Below are 19698 nucleotides of genomic sequence, written 5' to 3'. Positions count from 1 at the left end.
CGATAAAGTTAAATGAAAAGGGGCTTTTACAATAAAAAAACCTCATGGAAATTTCCCACGAGGTTTTGTCTAGCCGAAAGGATAATCCTTATCCTTTATAAATTTTACAGAATCGAAACCACATCCATGTGATTTCGATTCTGTGTTTATATTAGAAATTGAATGTGATTCTTGTGTAATAGTATGCGCCGTTGAAGCCCATCTGAACACCTTCCCAATATCCTCCTGTATCTGTTTCGTCAGGGTTTTGCTTGTCAGGATATACATTGAAGATATTTGATCCACCAACTGTTGTTGTCAGGTTATCAAGCAGTTTATATGAAACGCTCAAATCTGTTGCAGCTTTTGGTGAGTATACCTGTAGCAGACCACCACTAGACCAAGTACCCATTACCACTTCGCCGAAGTAGTTAACCCTTGCCATAGCTGACAGCTTTTGGTGATTGTAGTTCAGCGTTAGGTTACCTTTCCATTCTGGAGCAGATCCTTCAAGGTAGTAACGCTCTTTCTCACCAAAGTAAGTTTCATCCATGCCTTCCAGTTCTGCAGATGTTTTAACATCACCAACAACCTCTGTCTTATTGTAATTAGCACCAGCAGTCAACATAAAATTGTGCTCACCAAAAGACTTGTTGTAAGAAGCTACCAAATCCAGACCTTTTGTTCTTGTGTCAATGGCATTGGTAAAGAATGCAGCTTGACTAACACCCATATCATTCATAATGGCAGCTACATCAGCAGACAGGTCATTGCTGTCAAAATATCCTGTCATCACCACTCTGTCCTCAATGTCTATCAGGTAACCGTCTACTGTAACTGTTAAGCCTTCAGCAGGGGAGATCGTCATACCAAGTGAGTAGTTTTTAGAAGTCTCTTCTTTCAACTCAGGAATGCCCAACAGCTTTGCGAGTTCACTATCATTTTTGGATAATACAACTTCTGTAGCAACAAGGTCTCCGCTTTCATTTGGCGTGAAGTCAGTGAAAGTACTGCTGTAATTGGCTTGGTGAATAGAAGGCGCTCTAAACCCTGTACTTGCTGAACCTCTGAATGCAAGGTTGTCTGTAAAGGCATATCTTGAAGATACTTTTCCAGTAAAAGTACCACCGAAGTCACTGTAGTTTTCACCTCTGACAGCAGCACCTACCATCCATTTATCCGTGATGTCCAATTCTGTGTCGATGTAAGCTCCAATATTGGACCTGCTGGCGTTTACTTCATTCTCAGGTCTGTAACCAGGGAACCCTTGAGATCCACCTGCTAAGCCGTTGCGCTCTATTCTATCCCAAGACCATCTTTCGCCTTCGTAAATGTTGTATAGGTCAACTCTATATTCTGTACCAAATGCCAAGCTAAATCCATTGGCAACATCAGGGAAGAATCTTGATACATTAAGGTTGGTTACATTCTGACCGAATGAGAACCCACCAGCATCAAAGCTCGTCAATGCTGTCTCGTTAGCTTCAATTGCATTTGCTGCTTGAGAAGTATTCAAGGTGTTTGACAAGTCAAACATCATCTTGTTGTAACCGAAAACATTACTCAAGTCAACATCCCAGTTACCCATTTTAGACTTAACGCCTACTGCAAATGAGAAATCACTCAAGTCAGTACTGATCACTGGTACAAAGCCTTCAGGATAGATCTGAGGGATATTTCTTGCATCATCAGCACCTCTTCCCCAAGCATCCGCTTCCCCTTGTCTGATACTGGCTCCACCGAATGCGTAGATTTCAGTATTTTCTGAAATGTTTTTACCTGCATTCAAGAATAGGGAAGCATTGTTAGATGCGGCAGTACCAATTCTTCTCATTTCTTCGTAATCAGGTGCACGGTTAGTTCTTTTCTTGCCGTTTATTTGGGCCGTGACATTCAAATAACCGTCCTCACCTAATCCGAACCCGAAGTTGGAACCAACCATATATGTTTCTCCATCACCTTCTTGGTGAATACCTGCAGAAGCATTGATTGACGTAGTTTCAGTTTGTTTTTTCAATACGATGTTGATTACACCAGCAATGGCATCTGAGCCATATTGGGCCGAAGCACCATCTCTCAACACCTCAATTCTTTCAATAGCACTAGCAGGAATGGTGCTTAAGTCAGTTGCCACTTTACCTCTTTCCCTTGTACCGTACATGTTCAGTAGGGAAGCGGTATGTCTTCTTTTACCGTTGATCAAAACCAATACTTGGTCAGGGCCCAATCCTCTAAGTGAAGCCGCTTGTATATGGTCACTACCATCAGAACCGGCGTTTTGGTTGGCGTTAAATGAAGGAACCGCAAACTGAAGTAGTTGTGATACATCTACCTGTCCAACTGAGTTGGTTACCTCATCCAAGTTCAGTACATCTACAGGAACAGCTGTTTCTGTTACAGTTCTGTTGGCATTACGGCTACCGATTACGACAATATCCTCTAACATCACGTCTTCAGACTCCAACTGGACTGAAATAGGTGAGTTGGTTGTTACATTGATTTCCTGAGATTTGAAACCTAGGTAGCTAATCTTCAATGTTATGGGTAAAGAAATGGAAAGGGTGAAATTCCCATCAAAATCCGTTGTAGTACCTTTTGAAGTTCCTTTGATAAGTATACCAGCACCTGGAATAGGAGCATTGTCCTGATCAGTAACCGTACCTTTCAGTTGAATGTTCTGTGCGATAACTGGCAATGTAAATAATGTTGCTAGTGCAACCAGTAAAGTTGTTTGTAGTCTTAATCTCATGTTATTGTGCATTTCAAAAACAGTCTTTTGCCTTGGCTAAGAGGCAAAAGAAAAGGTCATATCAAGTTGAATTTATGATATGACTATGTATAATGATCTGTAAAAGATAATTATTAGTGCGATGTTATAATTTGATTCAAATCAGATCAGGAGTGATCTGTTTTACTGTTGTGGCTTTTCTAATAAGCTGATGCAAAAGTAAGGAGATGCTTGGGAGAGTGGAATTTTTTATTGATATAAGTCAAAAATATATCAAGTTGTTATATATATAACCATATAGGAGTTGCAGATATAACAGTGTTATAGGATTGGTAAAAAAGCGAACGATTTTATGCCGTTCGCTTTTAGTAGCACTTTAATCTTTGTTGTCAAGAAGCTTGCGGGCAATGATTTCTTTCATGATTTCATTGGTTCCGGCATATATTTTTTGAACACGGCTATCTGCATAAGCCCTCGCTATCCAATATTCCCACATATAGCCGTATCCGCCATGTAATTGGACACATTCATCAACCACTTTACACTGTATTTCGGTACAGATATATTTTGCCATGGCGCCTGTCTCGGCGTCCAGTTTACCTTCAGCCAGCAGTTCGATACAGCGATCTACCAAGAGGCGACCCATCTGAATTTCAGAGGCCATTTCTGCGATCTTGAACCTAGTATTCTGAAACTTTGATACAGGTTTGCCAAAGGCTTCTCTTTCATTGACATAGCGGATGGTGTGTTGCAGTGCAGCCTCAGCAGTGGCTATCCCAGTCACAGCAACGATCAGCCTTTCCCTTGGAAGTTCCTGCATCATGTAAATAAATCCCATACCTTCTTCACCGATAAGGTTGGAAGCGGGAACCTTTACATTATCAAAGAAAAGCTCACAGGTATCCTGAGCTTTCATGCCAACCTTCTTGAATGGTTTGTTTTTGGAAAAACCTTCGGCGTTGGTGTCCATCAGCAGTAGACTTATTCCTTTGGCTTTGTCACTATTTTGGCTGTCAGTTTTTACTGCAACCAAAACTAGGTCAGACATATAACCATTGGTTATGAAAGTCTTTGACCCATTTACGATATAATGGTCACCTTCCTTAATGGCTGTTGTTCTGATATTCTTTAGGTCACTTCCAGCTCCTGGCTCAGTCATTCCCAAAGCAGCGATGATTTCGCCAGTTGCCATTTTTGGAAGGTATTTATGCTTTTGCAGTTCGGTTCCTTGGTGTAAAATATAAGGAGCCACAATGTCAGAATGTAGTGAGAAGCCCGGACCAGAGCAACCAGACTTGGCTTGTTCCTCAATTAGGATGGCGCTGTACCTGAAGTCGACATCACTGCCACCATATTCTTCGGGCATATTGATACATAAAAAGCCCATTTCACCTGCCTTTTTCCAGGCTTCCCTAGAAATCATGCCTTCTTTTTCCCATTGGTCATGGTGAGGAACAATTTCCTTTTCATAGAAGTCTCTGACCGATTCAATAAAAAGCTGATGCTCTTCTGTGTAAATGTTTCTTGGAATCATCATTGGTTAGTCAATTTTGGGTTTTCAATGTTTAATTCATTCAGTATTTCTGCAGTATGTTCTCCCAATTGAGGAGCAGGTCTGTATACCTCAAACTCAAAAGCAGAAGACTTGATAGGGAAGCTAAATTGGATTACTTGGCCTTCAATTGGATGGGAGTGCTCACATACCATTTTTCTTGCTTTGATTTGCGGAATTTCTAAAGCACCATTCATTGTAAGTACAGGGGAAAGGCAGCAGTCTATACCTTCGAATTGGAGCAACCATTCTTCTTGTGACTTTGATAAGAAAAGAAGCTTTAGTTCATCAGTTATTTCTTTTGCTTTTTTCCCTGAAGCGGGGTGTTGATTAATCCATTCATCCCTATTGATGCACTCACAGAATCGTTGCCAGAATTTCAGTTCTATGGCGGCCAAGGCTAAATATTTCCCATCTGCAGTTTCATAAATGGCATAGCATGGATGGTTTCCACTTAATAAATCCACAACAAATGCCTGATTTTGCTGCTCGCTTTTGACTTGTGTCAGGTTGATAGCTTGATGAGACATGACACCATCCATCATAGATACATCAAGGTATTGACCTTCACCTGTCCGCAACTTTTGAATGATTGCCGCTAAAATCCCCATGGCCGCTGTTTGGGTTCCTCCTACAATATCTGCTACCTGAAAAGGCAAGACCGCTGGCTTTACATCTTCATTGGGCTGAAGTAAACCACTATAGGCACAGAAATTCAGATCGTGTCCTGCCATTTCCGCATAAGGTCCATCCTGTCCAAAACCAGTAATGGAACAGTAAATGATATCAGGTTTTATTGCCTTTACAGAGGCATAGTCCAAACCTAGCTTTTTCATGGTGCCGGGTCTGAAGCCTTCTACAATGACATCTGAAGTACAGCATAAGGCTTGAAATGCCTCTTTTCCTGATTCAGACTTAAGGTCTAAAGTAATTGAACGTTTGTTGCGATTTATAGCCAAAAAAAGGGACGAGTTGTTTTTCTGGAATGGGGGAGACAGCCTAGCATAGTCGCCCCTCAGTGGTGCTTCCACCTTGATTACATCCGCGCCCATATCAGCTAAGTGTAGGGTGCAAAGTGGCCCAGGAAGTAACCATGTGAGGTCTAATACCCTGATGCCACTCAATGGTTTATCTTGCATGGCTAATGATGGCTTCTTCCTGATAAAAACTTTCTCCATTGGTAGCCATTTCTTTCAGTTTCGGGGTAGGAAGGAAACGGTCACCATATTTGGAAGCTAATTCTTCACACTCTGATACGAATGTCTTGAGGCCAATCGTATCGATGTAAGAAATTAGTCCACCAGTGTATGGAGGAACACCCCAACCAAGGATAGAGCCTATATCAGCATCAGCAGGAGAAGTCACAACGTTTTCTTCCAAACATTTTACTGCTTCCAATGCCTGACGGTGTAGTAAGCGTTTACCAACTTCTTTTGCTGTCAGTTGCTTGCGGGATAATGGATAATGTTCTGATAAACCACTCCAAAGGTGTTTTTTGCCACCTTGAGGGTATTCATAAAAACCTTTACCTTCTTTTTTACCCAATCTGCCAAGTTCTTCTACAAACTTCTTGGCAACTGCCATAGTCGGGTCACCTGTGGTTCCCAAATCCAATTCAGTTTGTTTATTGATTTTGTATATCAATTCGATGCTTACCTCATCAGCTACAGCCAATGGCCCCACAGGCATCCCTACCATTTTTCCTGCGTTTTCGATTAATGCAGGTGAAATACCTTCCTGAAGGCAGGCAAGCCCTTCCAGAATGTAAGTGGTGAAAACACGAGATGTGTAAAAGCCCCTGCTGTCATTCACTACGATTGGAATCTTTCGGATTTGCCTTATATAGTCCAAGGAAAGCGCTACAGCTTCATCAGAGGTTTGTTCTCCCTTTATCAACTCAACCAGTGGCATCTTGTCAACAGGTGAGAAGAAATGCATACCTATAAAATTGTGAGGTCTTGCAGACGCTTCAGCCAGCCCTGTAATAGGAAGTGTAGAAGTGTTGGATGCAAAGATGGAAGTGTCGCTAGTAACAGCTTCAGATTCTTGTGTCACCTTGGCTTTCAGGTTACGGTCTTCAAAAACAGCCTCTATGACTAAGTCACAGTCTTTGACATCTTTTGCGGATGAGGTAGGTTTTATCAGAGATAGAATCTCTTTGGCTTTAGCCTCATTTATTCTGCCTTTGCTGATTCGTTTCTTTAATAGTTCTTCTGAATAGCTTTTCCCTTTTTCAGCACTTTCAAGGGAAATGTCTTTCAAAATAACCTCAATACCAGCCATTGCAGAAACGTATGCAATACCCGCTCCCATCATGCCAGCACCTAAAATACCTACCTTAGTTACTTTTTTGACTGGGATAACCTTTGGACGAGCTGCACCGTTTTCTGCTTTTTTCATGTTGATGAAAAGTGAACGCATCATATTGCGCCCCACATCAGATAAGACACATTGCTTGAAATAACGGTCTTCCACTTCAGATGCACGGTCAAAGCGGAGTTGCAAGCCTTCATAAATAGCATTCAGAATTGCTTTAGGGGCAGGGTAGTTTCCATACGTCATTTTGAGAATATTACCGGCAGCACCTGTAATGTGCATGGCTACTTTTGGGGAGTCAATGTTTCCTCCTGGTAGCCTGAACTTGTCCTTATCCCAAGGTTGTATAGGGTCTCCTTTTTCTTTAATCCATTGTTTGGCTTTAGAGATTAACGCTTCTGGTGACTCAGCCAGCTCGTCTACCATCCCGACTTTCAAGGCAGCTTCTGGGTTAAGCCTTTTTCCTTGTAGGATAGGTTCAAGCGCTTTTTCTACCCCAATCATTCTTGGTAACCGTTGAGTGCCACCTGCTCCAGGAAGCAGACCTAGTGTTACTTCTGGTAAACCAATTTGAATTTTAGGATGATTGAGTGCAATTCTATGGTGACAAGCTAGACATACTTCATAACCACCTCCCAAGGCTGTACCATTGATCGCAGCGACTACAGGCTTGCCGCAAGTTTCCATATAGCGCAGGTCTTTTTTAAGCTCCACTGCCAGTTTGGTGAAAGCTTCACGGTTGGATGCAGCTTCTTTGACATCAGCTCCAACGATAAAATCTTTTTTGGCTGAGGTGACTATGATACCAATCACGTCTTCATTTTCAGCTACAAGCCTGAAGGTCTCACCAAGCTTTTTTCCCATCTTCTGACCAAGTGCATTGACAGGTGCCATGTCATCATTAATGGAGATGATGGCTATACCATCATTATCTATTTTATAGTTGATCATATTGGATTATTCTTTCTTGATTTTGAGAAGGGTTAAACAAGTTCAATGATAGTGGCAATACCCATACCGCCGCCAATACAAAGAGTAGCCATGCCAGTTGCTTTTCCTTGTCTTTCCAGTTCGTCGAGTAATGTGCCCAATAGCATGGCACCAGTTGCTCCAAGAGGATGTCCCATTGCAATAGCACCTCCATTTACATTTACCTGATGATGGGAAATGTTGAGGTCTTCCATAAACCTGATAGGGACAGCCGCAAATGCTTCATTCACTTCAAATAAGTCAATATCGCTGATTTCCATTCCAGCTTTTCTTAAGGCTTTTTTAGCTGATGGAGCAGGGCCGACAAGCATTATTGTAGGTTCTGTTCCTACAATTGCCACACTTCTGATACGAGCTCTTGGCTTCAGATTTAGCTTATCGGCAATCATCTTGTTACCGATTAAGGTGACTGCTGCGCCATCTACAATACCAGAGGAGTTACCAGCATGGTGTAGGTGTTTGATCTGCTCAATTTCAGGGTATCGTTGCAACGCTATTCCATCAAAGCCACCCATTTGTCCCATTATTTCAAATGAAGGATTCAATTGTCCAAGAATTTCAGGAGAAGTGTTTGGGCGAACCATTTCATCATGATCAAGAATCAGGTCACCATTAATGTCTTTGACAGGAACTATGGATTTATGGAAACGACCATCTTTCCAAGCTGCGTCAGCACGTTGGTGGGAAGTGGTTGCGAAAATGTCGAGATCCTTTCTGGAGTAGCCATACTTAGTAGCAATAAGGTCAGCAGAGATACCCTGTGGTACGATATAGCTATCCATGACCATTTCAGGGTCATAAAGTAAGGCAGAGCCATCAGACCCCATTGGTACCCGAGACATCGATTCAACTCCTCCAGCTATCATCAAGTCAGTTTGACCAGCCATTACATAGACAGCAGCTTGGTTGATAGCTTCGAGTCCAGAACCGCAGAATCGGTTAACGGTCACGCCTGCCACGTTTTCATCAAAACCTGCCGTCATAAGCCCGACTTTGGCAATGTCACCACTTTGTTCCTTTACTTGTGTGACGCAGCCAATGATTGCGTCTTCTACATAACTGGTGTCTAAGTTATTGCGGTCTCTAAGTGCAGTGAGTGTATTGGCTAATAGGTGGGAGGCTTTGATATTATGCAAAGCACCATCTTTTTTGCCCTTGCCTCGGGGTGTCCGAACGGCATCAAAAATAAAGGCATCTGTCATTTGATTGGATAGTTTAAAGGTTAGAAAGTAGAATTATTCGATTGAGCTTGTGTAGCAAACGAAGTTACACAAGGAGCTTTCTTTTGGACTTATTTTAGTTAATTATTGTAATATTTACAATTAATAATGAATTTTTATTCATTATTTGGTGTGATCTTGGTTTGTCGGAATATAATCATTGTAAAAAGTGGTATTTAGCATATTTTTTGATTGTATAAAATGCAGATAAAGCTAAGACTTATGGAACTCTGCGTGGATACCCGTTTCCTGTCAGTATTAAAGGAAAAAAAACACAGTTTAGTTATTCTGAGTTGGAAGCAAGCTACTGAACATATGAATGAGGGGGAGTTTTATGTTTCCATCAACCATTTTCTTCAATCAATTCTGTTTAAGCCACAACGAATTGTCATTGACGTAGAGCTGATGCATTTTGTATGGGATCAAAGACATGGTCACTGGCTCTTCGACCTTTTTTATGGCTATTGCCCAAAGAATATAGGAATAGTACCTGCTCATGACCTGTTTGTCCAGATTGCTATAGAAGATATTATTCAGAAGTATTTTAAAGGAAGGTCTGAAATACTATGTGATCAGTTTGAAGCAAGAAAGTGGGTATTGAATCAACCCATTTCTTCTTTATCTAATAAGTTTACCTTGAATTAGGGGCACACCTTTTAAGCTTGCGTTAATAGGTGTGTTTTTCGTTTTAGAGTGCGTTCTTGATAAAATCTGGTTGGTCAAAAGAATGGAAGATTTGACTATCCAATGAATCGAATACATGAATATTTGACAGTAATGCTTTTTCCCTGTTCCCACTCAACTTAAGGTTTCCATACGACTGATAATCAAGCCATGGTAATATGAATTTTGGATCCTGATCTGAATATTTTTCAAAATAAGCCCATTGAGATACTAGTTTGCTGTCCTTATCAATCCAGACGTAGTATTTGTTTTCAGGAGTATTTCCCACCTTTTCAAAGGTGAGTTGAATGACATCAGCTAAGGTTCCATGTTTGGTGCTATCATTACCAATATACTGAAGTGTAACACCTGTATCTTTTAGTTTAAAAGGCATTACAAGCCAATAACTGTCATTAACCCAAGTTCCTTTAGCTTGATTAATGTACTTTTTGAGGGAGTCTGTATCAGTCAATTCTTTACCATCCCTTAGTACTTTTCCTTCACCTGAATTGATATTCAGTAGACTGATATTTCCATTGGGATAATCAATACGTACATTTCCAGTAAACTTATCCCAAACAAGATTTCTTCTTCCAAAGAAGTTCCAAGAGATATAATGTGTATTGTCCCAATTGGTTCTTCCTCCACTTGCACTCATGACACTATCTGCAAGCTCAATCGCTTTTTTATCAGATCCTTTCTCATTAAAACCTTTGGCAGACGGGTTGTCGCCAATTTCTTTTTGTTGAGTTTCATCTTGCTGATGTTGTGGCTGACAAGCCCAGCAGCAAAGACCTAATACGATTGTTAGGAAGCAATGCCTGAATTGGGAAGCGTATGGATTTGCCATAAGTAAGGAATTGTTAGTTTATCATTAGAAATATGCATTTACACTAAGAGAAACACTGTATATGTCCTTTGGCCTTACTCCATTAACAAACATATCGGCCATATGAATTACCAATGCACCAGTTTCTGCCATAAAATCTACTTGTTTGATGAAATATGTTTCTTTCAGTTTCAGCTGAACAGTAGCCCCAATAAACTGGTAAAACTGCATGGCATCATTGAATTCGTAATAGTCTTCAGCAAATTTATCTGGTAGGTTATAATCTGAATTATTACTGATATCAAAAATGCTGTTGATACCTATAGTTGGGGATATGGCAACCTTTTCGTTGATCTTGATGCGATAGAGGATAAAAGTATTTTTCCATGAGAGGACATGTATGGTTGTGCCTCCAATACTCTTCGGGACATACCCATACATAAAGTCCATTAGCCAGCTTTTCTTTTTAAGGAAAGAATAACCAACTCCTGTAGATAGCCAACCATTGTTTCCTGCATATTGAAGTTTCACATGGTTAGGTGAGTACCAGTGTTTGGTCTCAGTTTGGGCAAATGAAGGCTCAAATGAGAGGAGAGAAATTAAAATGAAAACTGTAGCTAAAAGTACTCTCATAAGTTAGTAGTCTATCCTGTTGACTATGACTGAATCCAGTTGCACTTCTATGATAGCAAAGGTTCGTTGGCCAGACAGGTCCACTGTCAGGTACCTGACTCCATCTTCGAAAGACTCCTCAAAACTGTATTTGCCGATATGACCATGCATGGAAAGTGTGACTTTGAAGTTCTTCATAAGTGAACTAAGGCGTTCCTGTTGTTCAATTGTAAAGGTATTTGAGGTTGGAGGGATATGTGAGAGTGTTAGCGTATGAGTGTGGTTAAGTCCATCAGTTAATTCTTTTTCAATCCATTCAAATTCAGGAACCTGATTGCTTTCCAATGTAACATTGTCAAAAACAACAAACTTAATATCGTTATAGACGAAGCTGTAATTCCTTTCCCCAAACATGATAGCATATACATCTTCACCGTTGGATAGGTAATCGTGGTTACCAATGACAGTAAGAAATGGAATGGGAAGGTCTGCCATATGGTTATGAAAAACCTCAAACTCCCTCAAAAAACCATTGTCAGCAATGTCACCTCCATGTAGCACAAAGGATAACGATGAGTCTTGAGCAATCAAGTCCAATGCATCTGTAAAGCTATCGTAAGCGAGGTGATTGTCACTGATTAGTGCAAACCTGAAAGGTTGAAAAGTGTCTGAAGAGTTGATTAGGATTTTATTGAGTTGATTACTAGTTGTATTCCTTTCATCCTTGTCTACAAAGGTTTGGTAGGGGCTGTAATCAAACGTTTTGGTACAACCAGTGAAAGATATTATGAGTGAAGATAGAAAAATGGAAGTCAGTAGAGTCAAGCATCGCATAGCAGTTTTGTGGGTGAATGTGGTTGGAATTCAAAAAGGCTTGAAGAGGTAGTTAGGGGTGAAGCACCTTATATTACGTAAGTATAAATAGGATTTTTTGGTTTGAAGTCATTATCAAATAATTGATATATTAGGAATTGTTAACTGACATGGCTAGTAGGGGAATAACCTTGAAGCCAAAACCAAAGCGCTTGATTTGCGTTTCAAAATGATTTAAAGCGATTTATGGTTAAGTTGTAAATGAGTATAGAAGCTTGTGGTGTTAAGGTATTACATAAGATGAGTGCAAATGAAATCAATGTATGACAGAGACCATATTTGAAAATCAGTATGTCAGGATTCTTTATTGCGAAGAGAAAAGTTTGGTTGAGACAGTTTGGTTTCGATCAACAAAAAATATGAGTGATAGTGAATACCTCGAGGCAATTGACCAGCTTTTTGGAAGCTTCACGAAGTATCGTCCACTCAAGTCAATTGGAGGGCACCGGGATTTTCTATTTGTTATTGACCCGAAAATCCAGTCTTGGATTGCTCGTGCAGCTGTCTCTTTGGTTCCGAAGTATAACGGCATAGTTGTCTCTGATGAGATTTTTGCAAGAATGTCAGCTCAACAGATGTTTGAAGAAATCACTTACGCTGACAATACCATAATTACCAAATTTTTCAATTCCAGAAGTGCTGCTTTTTTATGGCTAGAGCAGATTAAAGCATAAAAACTTTTTCAATTTAGATGAATGTTGGATGAAGCAACTTTACTATCAAAATGAATATATCAGGGCTTACTTTGACAAGACTAACCAGATCTTCGAACAGATTTGGCTTCCTGAAACGTTATCGATGACAAACAAGGACTATAAACGAATCTCATACGATATCATTGACTTATATAAAAAGTGTTGCCCACAAAAAGTGATCGCAGACTTACGGGATTTAAGGTTTATGGTAGATCCTTCACATGAAAAGGAATTGGCTGTTGAGCTGAATAAGATTGCACTCAAAATGATGGCTATCGTCTTGCCTGAAAACCTGTTTTCCAAAATTGATGTGGAAGAAACAGTTGAGATGTTGAAGAAAATCGGACTGAATGTGGAGGTTTCTTATTTTCAGACTTATGAGAAGGCGGAAGAATGGTTGAATAATGAATTTTCAAATGATAAACTAGATACCACATTTTAGCTTATGACTTCTAATTTATATGCAGATAAGTTTGTGGAAATAGTTTATGATGCTGGTCAAAGTCTTCTGATCCATTATTGGTATGAAAGTACCAGTCAGATGTCTGATGAGGATTATCAAAAGACAGTTAGCATTCTTGTGCGTGTTTTTCAAAAGTATAAACCATTGAAATGCTTGGCTGTGACCAATAAAATGCAATATGTTGTGACTCCTGAACTGCAAAAGTGGGTAAGTCAGCAGTTTTTGGGTATTGCAGCCAAGTATAATGGAATAGTCGTTTCTGAGAATATATTTACACTGCTTTCAGTTGAGCAGCTGATGGAAGAGTTGGATGAAGCTGGTGAAAGGACTATCACCAGATATTTTACAGACCAAGAGCAAGCTGAGGAATGGCTTCTTTCTATATAGTATGAGTAATCAGGTTTTACTTTTTAGCCTTTAAAATTGAATCTACCTGATTTTTAAATAGCTACTTTTTGATAAGCTTCACCTCTGCATTATTTCTCCAAAAGTGTTTATAATTTCTGACGTGATTTTAATTAGTCTTTCTATCTTTGCGGCAAATAAAAGATATAATGGAACAGACTACGATTCAGGAACTGATTAATTCTTATAAAGTTAGATTCTTGCCAGAAAAGGCAGCAGGGAAAAACTTCACAATGCATTTCGATATTCAGGGAGAAGGTGCCCAACCCTTTTCTATACAGGTGAAAGACGGTGCTTTTACTCTGTCAGAAACATTGGAAGGAGATGCTGACTGTAAGATGACGGCAGACATTGATGACTATATTAAAATAGAGACAGGAAAGATGAGTCCGACTGTGGCTGTGTTCTCAGGAAAAGTGAAGGTAAGTAACGCACTGAAACTTCCTGAGTTTTTGCAGATGTTCAGGGGCTTTGTGTCCGTAAAGAAAGAGGGTTTACTCTAACATTGAGTATGCCCTTTTTTGTTTTTTAATCCATAGGCAGGGTTAAAAAATAGCTATTAAGCAATCAACAAAGTGGTAAAAGTTAAATTTTGGCTTATTTTTGCGCCAAATTTCTTCACATTCGATAAATAAATAGGACAAATGATCTTATTCTTTCAGGGTGCTCATGACAATGTATTTGCCGTTCATGCCACCGAAAAACTTTCTCAGGATAGTGTAGCCAGACTGACTTGGTTATTTGGTAATGCGGAACTGCTTGAAACTGAAACAGTAGATGGTTGGTTTGTTGGTCCGAGAAAGGAAATGCTGACTCCTTGGAGTACCAATGCCGTTGAGATTACCCAAAACATGGGTATTGCAGGTTTGCTGCGTATTGAGGAATTCACCAAAGTAGAGTCTGACAAGACAGCTGACTTTGACCCAATGCTGCAAGCACTGTACGAAGGGGTGGACCAAAATATCTACCGTATTGACATTGAGCCAGAGCCTGTAAAGTATATCGATAATATTGCCGCTTACAATGAAGCGGAAGGTTTGGCATTGAGCCAAGATGAGATTGATTACCTGACAGAGGTAAGTGAAAAACTGAACAGAAAACTGACGGATTCAGAAGTATATGGTTTTGCACAGGTAAACTCTGAACATTGCCGTCACAAGATCTTTAACGGTGTTTTTGTGATTGACGGGGAGGAGATGCCTAGCTCGCTTTTCCAACTGATCAAGAAGACTTCTAAAGTAACTCCTGAAAACCTTGTTTCTGCATACAAAGATAACGTAGCATTTATCCAAGGTCCTAAAGCGGAGCAGTTTGCTCCAAAAACACAGGATAAGCCAGATTTCTTTGAAACAAAAGAAATTGAGACTGTACTTTCACTGAAAGCAGAAACGCACAACTTCCCAACTACAGTTGAGCCATTCAACGGTGCTGCAACAGGTGCAGGTGGTGAGATTCGTGACCGTTTTGCAGGTGGAACAGGTTCAATTCCGTTGGCAGGTACAGCGGTATATATGACTTCTTACTCTCGTCTGGAAGAGGACAGAAAGTGGGAGCAAGCTACTGAGGCAAGACCTTGGTTGTACCAATCTCCAATGGAAATCCTGATCAAGGCATCTAACGGTGCATCTGACTTTGGTAACAAGTTCGGTCAGCCATTGATCTCAGGTTCCGTACTGACATTTGAGCACTTTGAAGATGCTAAAAAGCACGGCTTTGACAAGGTGATCATGATGGCTGGCGGTATTGGTCTGGCTAAGAAAGAGCATGCCCTGAAAAACACACCTGAAACAGGTGATAAAGTGGTTGTAATGGGTGGTGACAACTATCGCATCGGTATGGGCGGTGGCGCTGTATCATCAGTAGCAACAGGTGAATTCTCTAACTCAATTGAATTGAACGCCATTCAGCGTTCTAACCCTGAGATGCAGAAGCGTGTTTACAACGCGATCCGTGCCATGGTTGAGTCTGATGAGAACCCAATCGTTTCTATCCACGACCACGGTGCAGGTGGACACTTGAACTGTCTATCAGAGTTGATTGAGGAAACAGGTGGTGTAATTGATGTTTCAAAACTTCCTGTAGGAGACCCAACGCTTTCTTCTAAAGAGATTATCGGTAACGAGTCTCAGGAGCGTATGGGCTTGGTGATGAAACAAAAAGATATTGAAACGTTGCAAAGAGTAGCTGACCGTGAGCGTGCACCAATGTACGTGGTAGGTGAGACTACTGGTGATATGCGTTTCACTTTTGAAGATAAAAAGACAGGTCAGAACCCAATCGACATGCCGTTGGAGAACTTCTTCGGTAAAGCACCTAAAACGGTGATGAACGATTCGGCTAAGCCTAGCAACTTCGCAGATGTTGATTATACAGCTGAGCAGCTGAGTGAATATCTGGAAGGCGTACTGCAACTGGAAGCAGTAGCTTGTAAGGATTGGCTGACTAACAAGGTTGACCGTTCGGTAACAGGTCGTGTAGCGAAACAGCAAACAGCTGGTTCATTGCAGTTGCCATTGAACAACTTGGGCGCTATGGCAGTGGATTACAGAGGTGAAAAAGCAATTGCTACGACTATTGGTCATGCTCCAGCTGTTGCCCTGATCGATCCAGCTGCTGGTTCTAAGATTGCAATTGCTGAGGCACTGACTAACCTTGTTTGGGCACCATTGACACACAAGATCTCTCAAGTTTCACTTTCAGCTAACTGGATGTGGCCTTGTAAGAATGAAGGAGAAGACGCTCGTCTTTATAAGGCAGTAGAAGCTACTTCTGAGTTTGCTTGTGCTTTGGGTATCAATATCCCGACAGGTAAGGACTCACTTTCAATGACACAGAAATACGGTGATGACAAGGTGTATTCTCCGGGTACAGTGATCATCTCTTCTGTAGCAGAAGTAAGTGACCTGAAGAAAATTGTAGAGCCAGTTGCGCAGAAAGGCAAGAAACTGTTCTACATCGATTTCTCTAAAGATGCATTCAACTTGGGTGGTTCTTCATTCGCCCAAATCATCAATAAAGTAGGTAAAGCAGCACCAACAGTTCAGGATGCGGCTTATTTCAAGACAGTGTTCAATACCATTCAGGAGCTGATCGAAGCGAACCAAGTGGTAGCTGGTCACGATATCTCTGCGGGTGGTTTGATTACAGCAGTTCTTGAAATGTGCTTCGCCGAGCCTGATCTGGGTATGAACCTTGACGTTTCTGCATTGAACGCAGACCTGATCAAGACTCTGTTCTCTGAGCAACCTTCGGTATTGTTGCAGGCAAACGATGCAGATGCAGTAGCAAAAGTACTGACAGAGGCAGGTGTTGATTTCCATATCATTGGTGAAGCTGTTGAAGGTACTGAAATTGCACTGAGACACGGTGACAATGCTTATACATTTGATGTAGCAGCATTGCGTGACGTTTGGGTGAAGACATCTTACTTGCTTGACAAAAAGCAGTCGGGAGAGAAGTTGGCAACTGAGCGTTACGAAAACTACAGCATCATGCCACTTCAGTACACATTCCCTGAAGGCTTTACAGGTAAACTGGCAGCACTGGGTCTGAACCCTGACAGAAAAGAGAAGTCTGGTATCAAGGCAGCGATCATCCGTGAGAAAGGGGTGAACGGTGACCGTGAGATGGCTTACTCCATGCATCTGGCAGGTTTCGACGTGAAAGACGTGCACATGACGGATTTGATCGCTGGTCGTGAGGATCTTTCAGATGTAAACTTTATCGTATTCGTAGGTGGATTCTCTAACTCAGACGTACTGGGTTCTGCTAAAGGCTGGGCTGGAGCCTTCCTTTACAATGAGAAAGCAAAGCAAGCATTGGATAACTTCTACGCTCGTGAAGATACACTTTCACTGGGTGTTTGTAATGGTTGTCAGGCAATGGTGGAACTGAACCTTGTGAACCCTGAGCATGAGCAGCGTCCTCGCATGTTGCACAACATGTCTCACAAGTTTGAGTCAGGTTTCGTGAACATGTCAATCCCTGCTGAGACGAATGCAGTTATGCTGAAGTCACTAGCTGGTAGCAGACTAGGTATCTGGATTGCGCACGGTGAAGGTAAGTTTGATCTTCCTTACGAGGAAAGCCGTTACAACATTGCAGGTAAATACAGCTATGAGGCTTACCCTGCGAACCCTAACGGTTCTGACTACAATACAGCAGCACTTTGCTCGGCGGATGGTCGTCACTTGGTGATGATGCCTCACTTGGAGCGTGCGATCTTCCCTTGGAACTGGGCTAACTACCCTGCAGGACAGAAGGCTAACCATGAGGTTTCACCTTGGATTGAAGCATTCGTAAATGCGAAAAACTGGATTGCTGACAAGGCAGGCAAGTAAGCTTAAGTATGGCAACAGGTAAGGAGCCTTTCGGGGCTTCCTTTTAGATAAAGTAACTCCGTAGGAAATAGGTTTTCCTGCGGAGTTTTTTCACTTAATGATATGAGGGGAAAAAAGTAAAGCCACCTTTTTGAGGTGGCTTTTGAATTGATAGTGGTAAAAAGTAGAATCATAGTGGGGTGACAGATTCTATGATCTCATCGAAGTTAAAAGGTTTCTGTAGTAAATTGTCTGCGCCTGATTCTAGAGCTCTTTCAATACTGTCACTATCGTCATTGCTCATTAAGATAAATGGGATATGGGCTACCTCTTGGTTAGACCTTACTTCTTGTAGCAAATCAAAACCACTAGAGTCTGCCAAATAGCAGTTGCATAAAATCATTAATGGTTTGAAAAGCAGGATTTGAACAAGTGCTTCTCTTGCGTTTGTGGCAACTTTGGTCTCAAACCCTTCTGCTTGGAGTAATGAAACGATATTGGTTCTGGATTGGTAATCATCATCAACAATAAAAATCATGCTCATAACTGGAAATGGATTTTTTGAAGTTGGTTCAATTAATACAATTTTTTTGAACCTTGATAAAGTCAATTCCTGTTTGGTGAATTAACGTTTGTCATAAACGCTGGGATTTCCATATAGGTGGACTTTTGTGTAAATAGCTTACAGGGTGTAGGGTTTTAGGTTTAGTGAATTAAAATTCAAATGAAATTCTGTTCCTCAACATTGAAAACACTAACGAACTATAAAAAAAAATCCTTGTAATGATGTAAGTTAATTGATTGATAATGTGTGAATAGTTGAATAATTATTTGCGCTACTGAAAGGAAATAGAAAACTGGGTTTGAACTTACGTTTCCAACCTTTTAAATTCGCGTCCACATACTTTTCTAACCAAAATACAAACAGGATATGCAAGCAGAAAACCTGAAGAAAATTGCACTTAATGACATTCATGAGTCACTTGGTGCTAAAATGGTGGGTTTTGCAGGGTACAACATGCCAGTACGCTACACATCAGATATTGAAGAGCACAAAACAGTAAGAACAGGTGTTGGGGTGTTTGATGTATCACACATGGGTGAATTTATGTTGAGAGGCCCTAAAGCTCTTGACCTCATTCAGCGTGTAACATCAAATGACGCTTCAAAATTGGTAGATGGAAAAGCTCAATATTCTTGTCTTCCAAACCATGAAGGTGGTATTGTTGATGACCTGATTGTATATCGTATCAGTGAGGAAGAATACATGTTGGTAGTGAATGCTTCCAATATCGAAAAGGACTGGAACTGGATCAGTCAGTTCAATACAGAAGGAGTGGAGATGGAAGACATCTCTGATAACCTTTCTCTGTTTGCAGTACAAGGACCTAAAGCATTCGAAGCACTACAGTCATTGACTGATGTGAACCTTGCTGAAATGGGCTTCTATACATTTGAGATTGGTACTTTTGCTGGGCTAGATAATATCGTGATCTCGGCAACAGGTTATACTGGTGCTGGAGGATTTGAGCTTTATGTGCCAAATGACAAAGCGGTAGAAGTTTGGAACAAAATCTTTGAAGCTGGTAAGGATTGGGATATCAAACCAATTGGTTTGGCTGCTCGTGATACACTTCGTTTGGAGATGGGGTACTGCCTGTACGGTAATGATATTGATGACACAACTTCACCATTGGAAGCTGGTCTTGGTTGGATTACCAAATTCACAAAAGACTTTACAAACAGTGAGGCAATTAAAGCACAAAAAGAAGCTGGCGTAGAGAAGAAGTTGGTTGGTCTTGAGATGATTGAAAAAGGAATTCCAAGACAAGGGTATGAAATACTTGATGCTGATGAAAACGTAATCGGTAAAGTAACTTCTGGTACGATGTCTCCAATGTTGGGTTATGGTATTGCAATGGCGTATGTTCAGACACCTTTTGCCAAGCTTGATACAGAGGTTTACATTGCTGTAAGAAAAAGAAGACTGAAAGCTAAAGTTGTAAAGTTCCCTTTCTACAAAGGTTAATTTTCAGCTAAGCTTTAATGATACT

The 19698-nt window shown here is 40.8% G+C and carries 16 protein-coding genes; 7 read left to right on the top strand and 9 right to left on the bottom strand.

Annotation, left to right across the window (positions count from 1 at the left end; translation table 11 throughout):
• Nucleotides 1–151: 151 nt before the first annotated feature.
• The 5 genes from V6R21_RS16420 to V6R21_RS16400 form a co-directional block, all read right to left on the bottom strand.
• Nucleotides 152–2728 carry a TonB-dependent receptor gene (locus tag V6R21_RS16420; protein WP_334244719.1) on the bottom strand — a complete coding sequence of 859 codons (2577 nt, stop codon included), beginning with the start codon at nt 2726–2728 and terminating at the stop codon, nt 152–154.
• A 355-nt stretch (nt 2729–3083) separates the two neighbouring features.
• Nucleotides 3084–4244: an acyl-CoA dehydrogenase family protein gene (locus V6R21_RS16415; protein WP_334244718.1), complete on the bottom strand. Its 1161-nt coding sequence runs from the start codon at nt 4242–4244 to the stop codon at nt 3084–3086.
• Nucleotides 4241–5437, bottom strand: coding sequence for a CaiB/BaiF CoA transferase family protein (locus V6R21_RS16410; RefSeq protein ID WP_334244717.1), 1197 nt, complete (start codon nt 5435–5437; stop codon nt 4241–4243). The genes V6R21_RS16415 and V6R21_RS16410 overlap by 4 nt, the downstream gene beginning before the upstream one ends.
• Nucleotides 5388–7526: a 3-hydroxyacyl-CoA dehydrogenase NAD-binding domain-containing protein gene (locus V6R21_RS16405; protein WP_334244716.1), complete on the bottom strand. Its 2139-nt coding sequence runs from the start codon at nt 7524–7526 to the stop codon at nt 5388–5390. The genes V6R21_RS16410 and V6R21_RS16405 overlap by 50 nt, the downstream gene beginning before the upstream one ends.
• Before the next feature lie 32 nt (nt 7527–7558).
• A complete protein-coding gene (locus tag V6R21_RS16400; RefSeq protein WP_334244715.1) occupies nt 7559–8767 on the bottom strand; it encodes an acetyl-CoA C-acetyltransferase in 1209 nt (402 codons plus the stop codon).
• 240 nt (nt 8768–9007) lie between these two features.
• Here V6R21_RS16400 and V6R21_RS16395 point away from each other — a divergent pair, with 240 nt between their 5' ends.
• Nucleotides 9008–9430, top strand: coding sequence for a hypothetical protein (locus tag V6R21_RS16395; protein ID WP_334244714.1), 423 nt, complete (start codon nt 9008–9010; stop codon nt 9428–9430).
• A gap of 43 nt (nt 9431–9473) precedes the next feature.
• On the opposite strand, the gene V6R21_RS16390 is transcribed toward V6R21_RS16395, so the two are convergent.
• From V6R21_RS16390 to V6R21_RS16380, 3 genes are read right to left on the bottom strand one after another with little or no spacing between them, the layout of a single operon-like run.
• Nucleotides 9474–10298, bottom strand: coding sequence for a hypothetical protein (locus V6R21_RS16390; protein WP_334244713.1), 825 nt, complete (start codon nt 10296–10298; stop codon nt 9474–9476).
• A 24-nt stretch (nt 10299–10322) separates the two neighbouring features.
• Complete coding sequence (locus tag V6R21_RS16385; RefSeq protein WP_334244712.1) at nt 10323–10910, bottom strand: hypothetical protein; 588 nt, start codon at nt 10908–10910, stop codon at nt 10323–10325.
• Between the two features lie 3 nt (nt 10911–10913).
• Nucleotides 10914–11723, bottom strand: a complete 810-nt coding sequence (locus V6R21_RS16380; protein WP_334244711.1) for a metallophosphoesterase family protein — start codon at nt 11721–11723, stop codon at nt 10914–10916.
• Nucleotides 11724–12025: 302 nt separating this feature from the next.
• Here V6R21_RS16380 and V6R21_RS16375 point away from each other — a divergent pair, with 302 nt between their 5' ends.
• From V6R21_RS16375 to purL, 5 genes are all read left to right on the top strand, one after another.
• Entirely contained in the window at nt 12026–12436 is a 411-nt protein-coding gene (locus tag V6R21_RS16375; protein WP_334244710.1) for a hypothetical protein, read from the top strand.
• Nucleotides 12437–12464: 28 nt separating this feature from the next.
• The gene (locus V6R21_RS16370; RefSeq protein WP_334244709.1) at nt 12465–12899 is read left to right on the top strand and encodes a hypothetical protein; all 435 of its coding nucleotides are present in this window, start codon (nt 12465–12467) and stop codon (nt 12897–12899) included.
• Nucleotides 12900–12902: 3 nt separating this feature from the next.
• Nucleotides 12903–13307 carry a hypothetical protein gene (locus V6R21_RS16365; RefSeq protein ID WP_334244708.1) on the top strand — a complete coding sequence of 135 codons (405 nt, stop codon included), beginning with the start codon at nt 12903–12905 and terminating at the stop codon, nt 13305–13307.
• A 167-nt stretch (nt 13308–13474) separates the two neighbouring features.
• Complete coding sequence (locus V6R21_RS16360) at nt 13475–13828, top strand: SCP2 sterol-binding domain-containing protein (protein ID WP_334244707.1); 354 nt, start codon at nt 13475–13477, stop codon at nt 13826–13828.
• A 141-nt stretch (nt 13829–13969) separates the two neighbouring features.
• Nucleotides 13970–17665 carry a phosphoribosylformylglycinamidine synthase gene (gene purL, locus V6R21_RS16355; RefSeq protein ID WP_334244706.1) on the top strand — a complete coding sequence of 1232 codons (3696 nt, stop codon included), beginning with the start codon at nt 13970–13972 and terminating at the stop codon, nt 17663–17665.
• Nucleotides 17666–17834: 169 nt separating this feature from the next.
• On the opposite strand, the gene V6R21_RS16350 is transcribed toward purL, so the two are convergent.
• Nucleotides 17835–18188, bottom strand: a complete 354-nt coding sequence (locus V6R21_RS16350) for a response regulator (RefSeq protein WP_334244705.1) — start codon at nt 18186–18188, stop codon at nt 17835–17837.
• A 387-nt stretch (nt 18189–18575) separates the two neighbouring features.
• Between V6R21_RS16350 and gcvT the strand changes: the two genes are divergently transcribed.
• On the top strand, nt 18576–19673 hold the full coding sequence (gene gcvT / locus V6R21_RS16345; protein ID WP_334244704.1) for a glycine cleavage system aminomethyltransferase GcvT: 1098 nt from the start codon (nt 18576–18578) through the stop codon (nt 19671–19673).
• Nucleotides 19674–19698 lie beyond the last annotated feature (25 nt).

The organism is Limibacter armeniacum (assembly GCF_036880985.1).
In the GTDB taxonomy this organism is placed as follows: domain Bacteria; phylum Bacteroidota; class Bacteroidia; order Cytophagales; family Flammeovirgaceae; genus Limibacter; species Limibacter armeniacum.
Note: the sequence above shows the minus strand (reverse complement) of the source record. Positions and strands in the feature narration are given on the sequence as shown.

Excerpts from the sequence above, each read along its gene's own strand:
- V6R21_RS16380 (WP_334244711.1), bottom strand. The coding sequence starts at position 11,723 with ATGCGATGCTTGACTCTACTGACTTCCATTTTTCTATCTTCACTCATA.
- V6R21_RS16420 (WP_334244719.1), bottom strand. The coding sequence starts at position 2,728 with ATGAGATTAAGACTACAAACAACTTTACTGGTTGCACTAGCAACATTA.
- V6R21_RS16395 (WP_334244714.1), top strand. The coding sequence starts at position 9,008 with ATGGAACTCTGCGTGGATACCCGTTTCCTGTCAGTATTAAAGGAAAAA.
- purL (WP_334244706.1), top strand. The coding sequence starts at position 13,970 with ATGATCTTATTCTTTCAGGGTGCTCATGACAATGTATTTGCCGTTCAT.
- V6R21_RS16360 (WP_334244707.1), top strand. The coding sequence starts at position 13,475 with ATGGAACAGACTACGATTCAGGAACTGATTAATTCTTATAAAGTTAGA.
- V6R21_RS16385 (WP_334244712.1), bottom strand. The coding sequence starts at position 10,910 with ATGAGAGTACTTTTAGCTACAGTTTTCATTTTAATTTCTCTCCTCTCA.
- V6R21_RS16405 (WP_334244716.1), bottom strand. The coding sequence starts at position 7,526 with ATGATCAACTATAAAATAGATAATGATGGTATAGCCATCATCTCCATT.
- V6R21_RS16415 (WP_334244718.1), bottom strand. The coding sequence starts at position 4,244 with ATGATGATTCCAAGAAACATTTACACAGAAGAGCATCAGCTTTTTATT.
- V6R21_RS16370 (WP_334244709.1), top strand. The coding sequence starts at position 12,465 with ATGAAGCAACTTTACTATCAAAATGAATATATCAGGGCTTACTTTGAC.
- V6R21_RS16365 (WP_334244708.1), top strand. The coding sequence starts at position 12,903 with ATGACTTCTAATTTATATGCAGATAAGTTTGTGGAAATAGTTTATGAT.
- gcvT (WP_334244704.1), top strand. The coding sequence starts at position 18,576 with ATGCAAGCAGAAAACCTGAAGAAAATTGCACTTAATGACATTCATGAG.
- V6R21_RS16375 (WP_334244710.1), top strand. The coding sequence starts at position 12,026 with ATGACAGAGACCATATTTGAAAATCAGTATGTCAGGATTCTTTATTGC.
- V6R21_RS16350 (WP_334244705.1), bottom strand. The coding sequence starts at position 18,188 with ATGAGCATGATTTTTATTGTTGATGATGATTACCAATCCAGAACCAAT.
- V6R21_RS16410 (WP_334244717.1), bottom strand. The coding sequence starts at position 5,437 with ATGGAGAAAGTTTTTATCAGGAAGAAGCCATCATTAGCCATGCAAGAT.
- V6R21_RS16400 (WP_334244715.1), bottom strand. The coding sequence starts at position 8,767 with ATGACAGATGCCTTTATTTTTGATGCCGTTCGGACACCCCGAGGCAAG.
- V6R21_RS16390 (WP_334244713.1), bottom strand. The coding sequence starts at position 10,298 with ATGGCAAATCCATACGCTTCCCAATTCAGGCATTGCTTCCTAACAATC.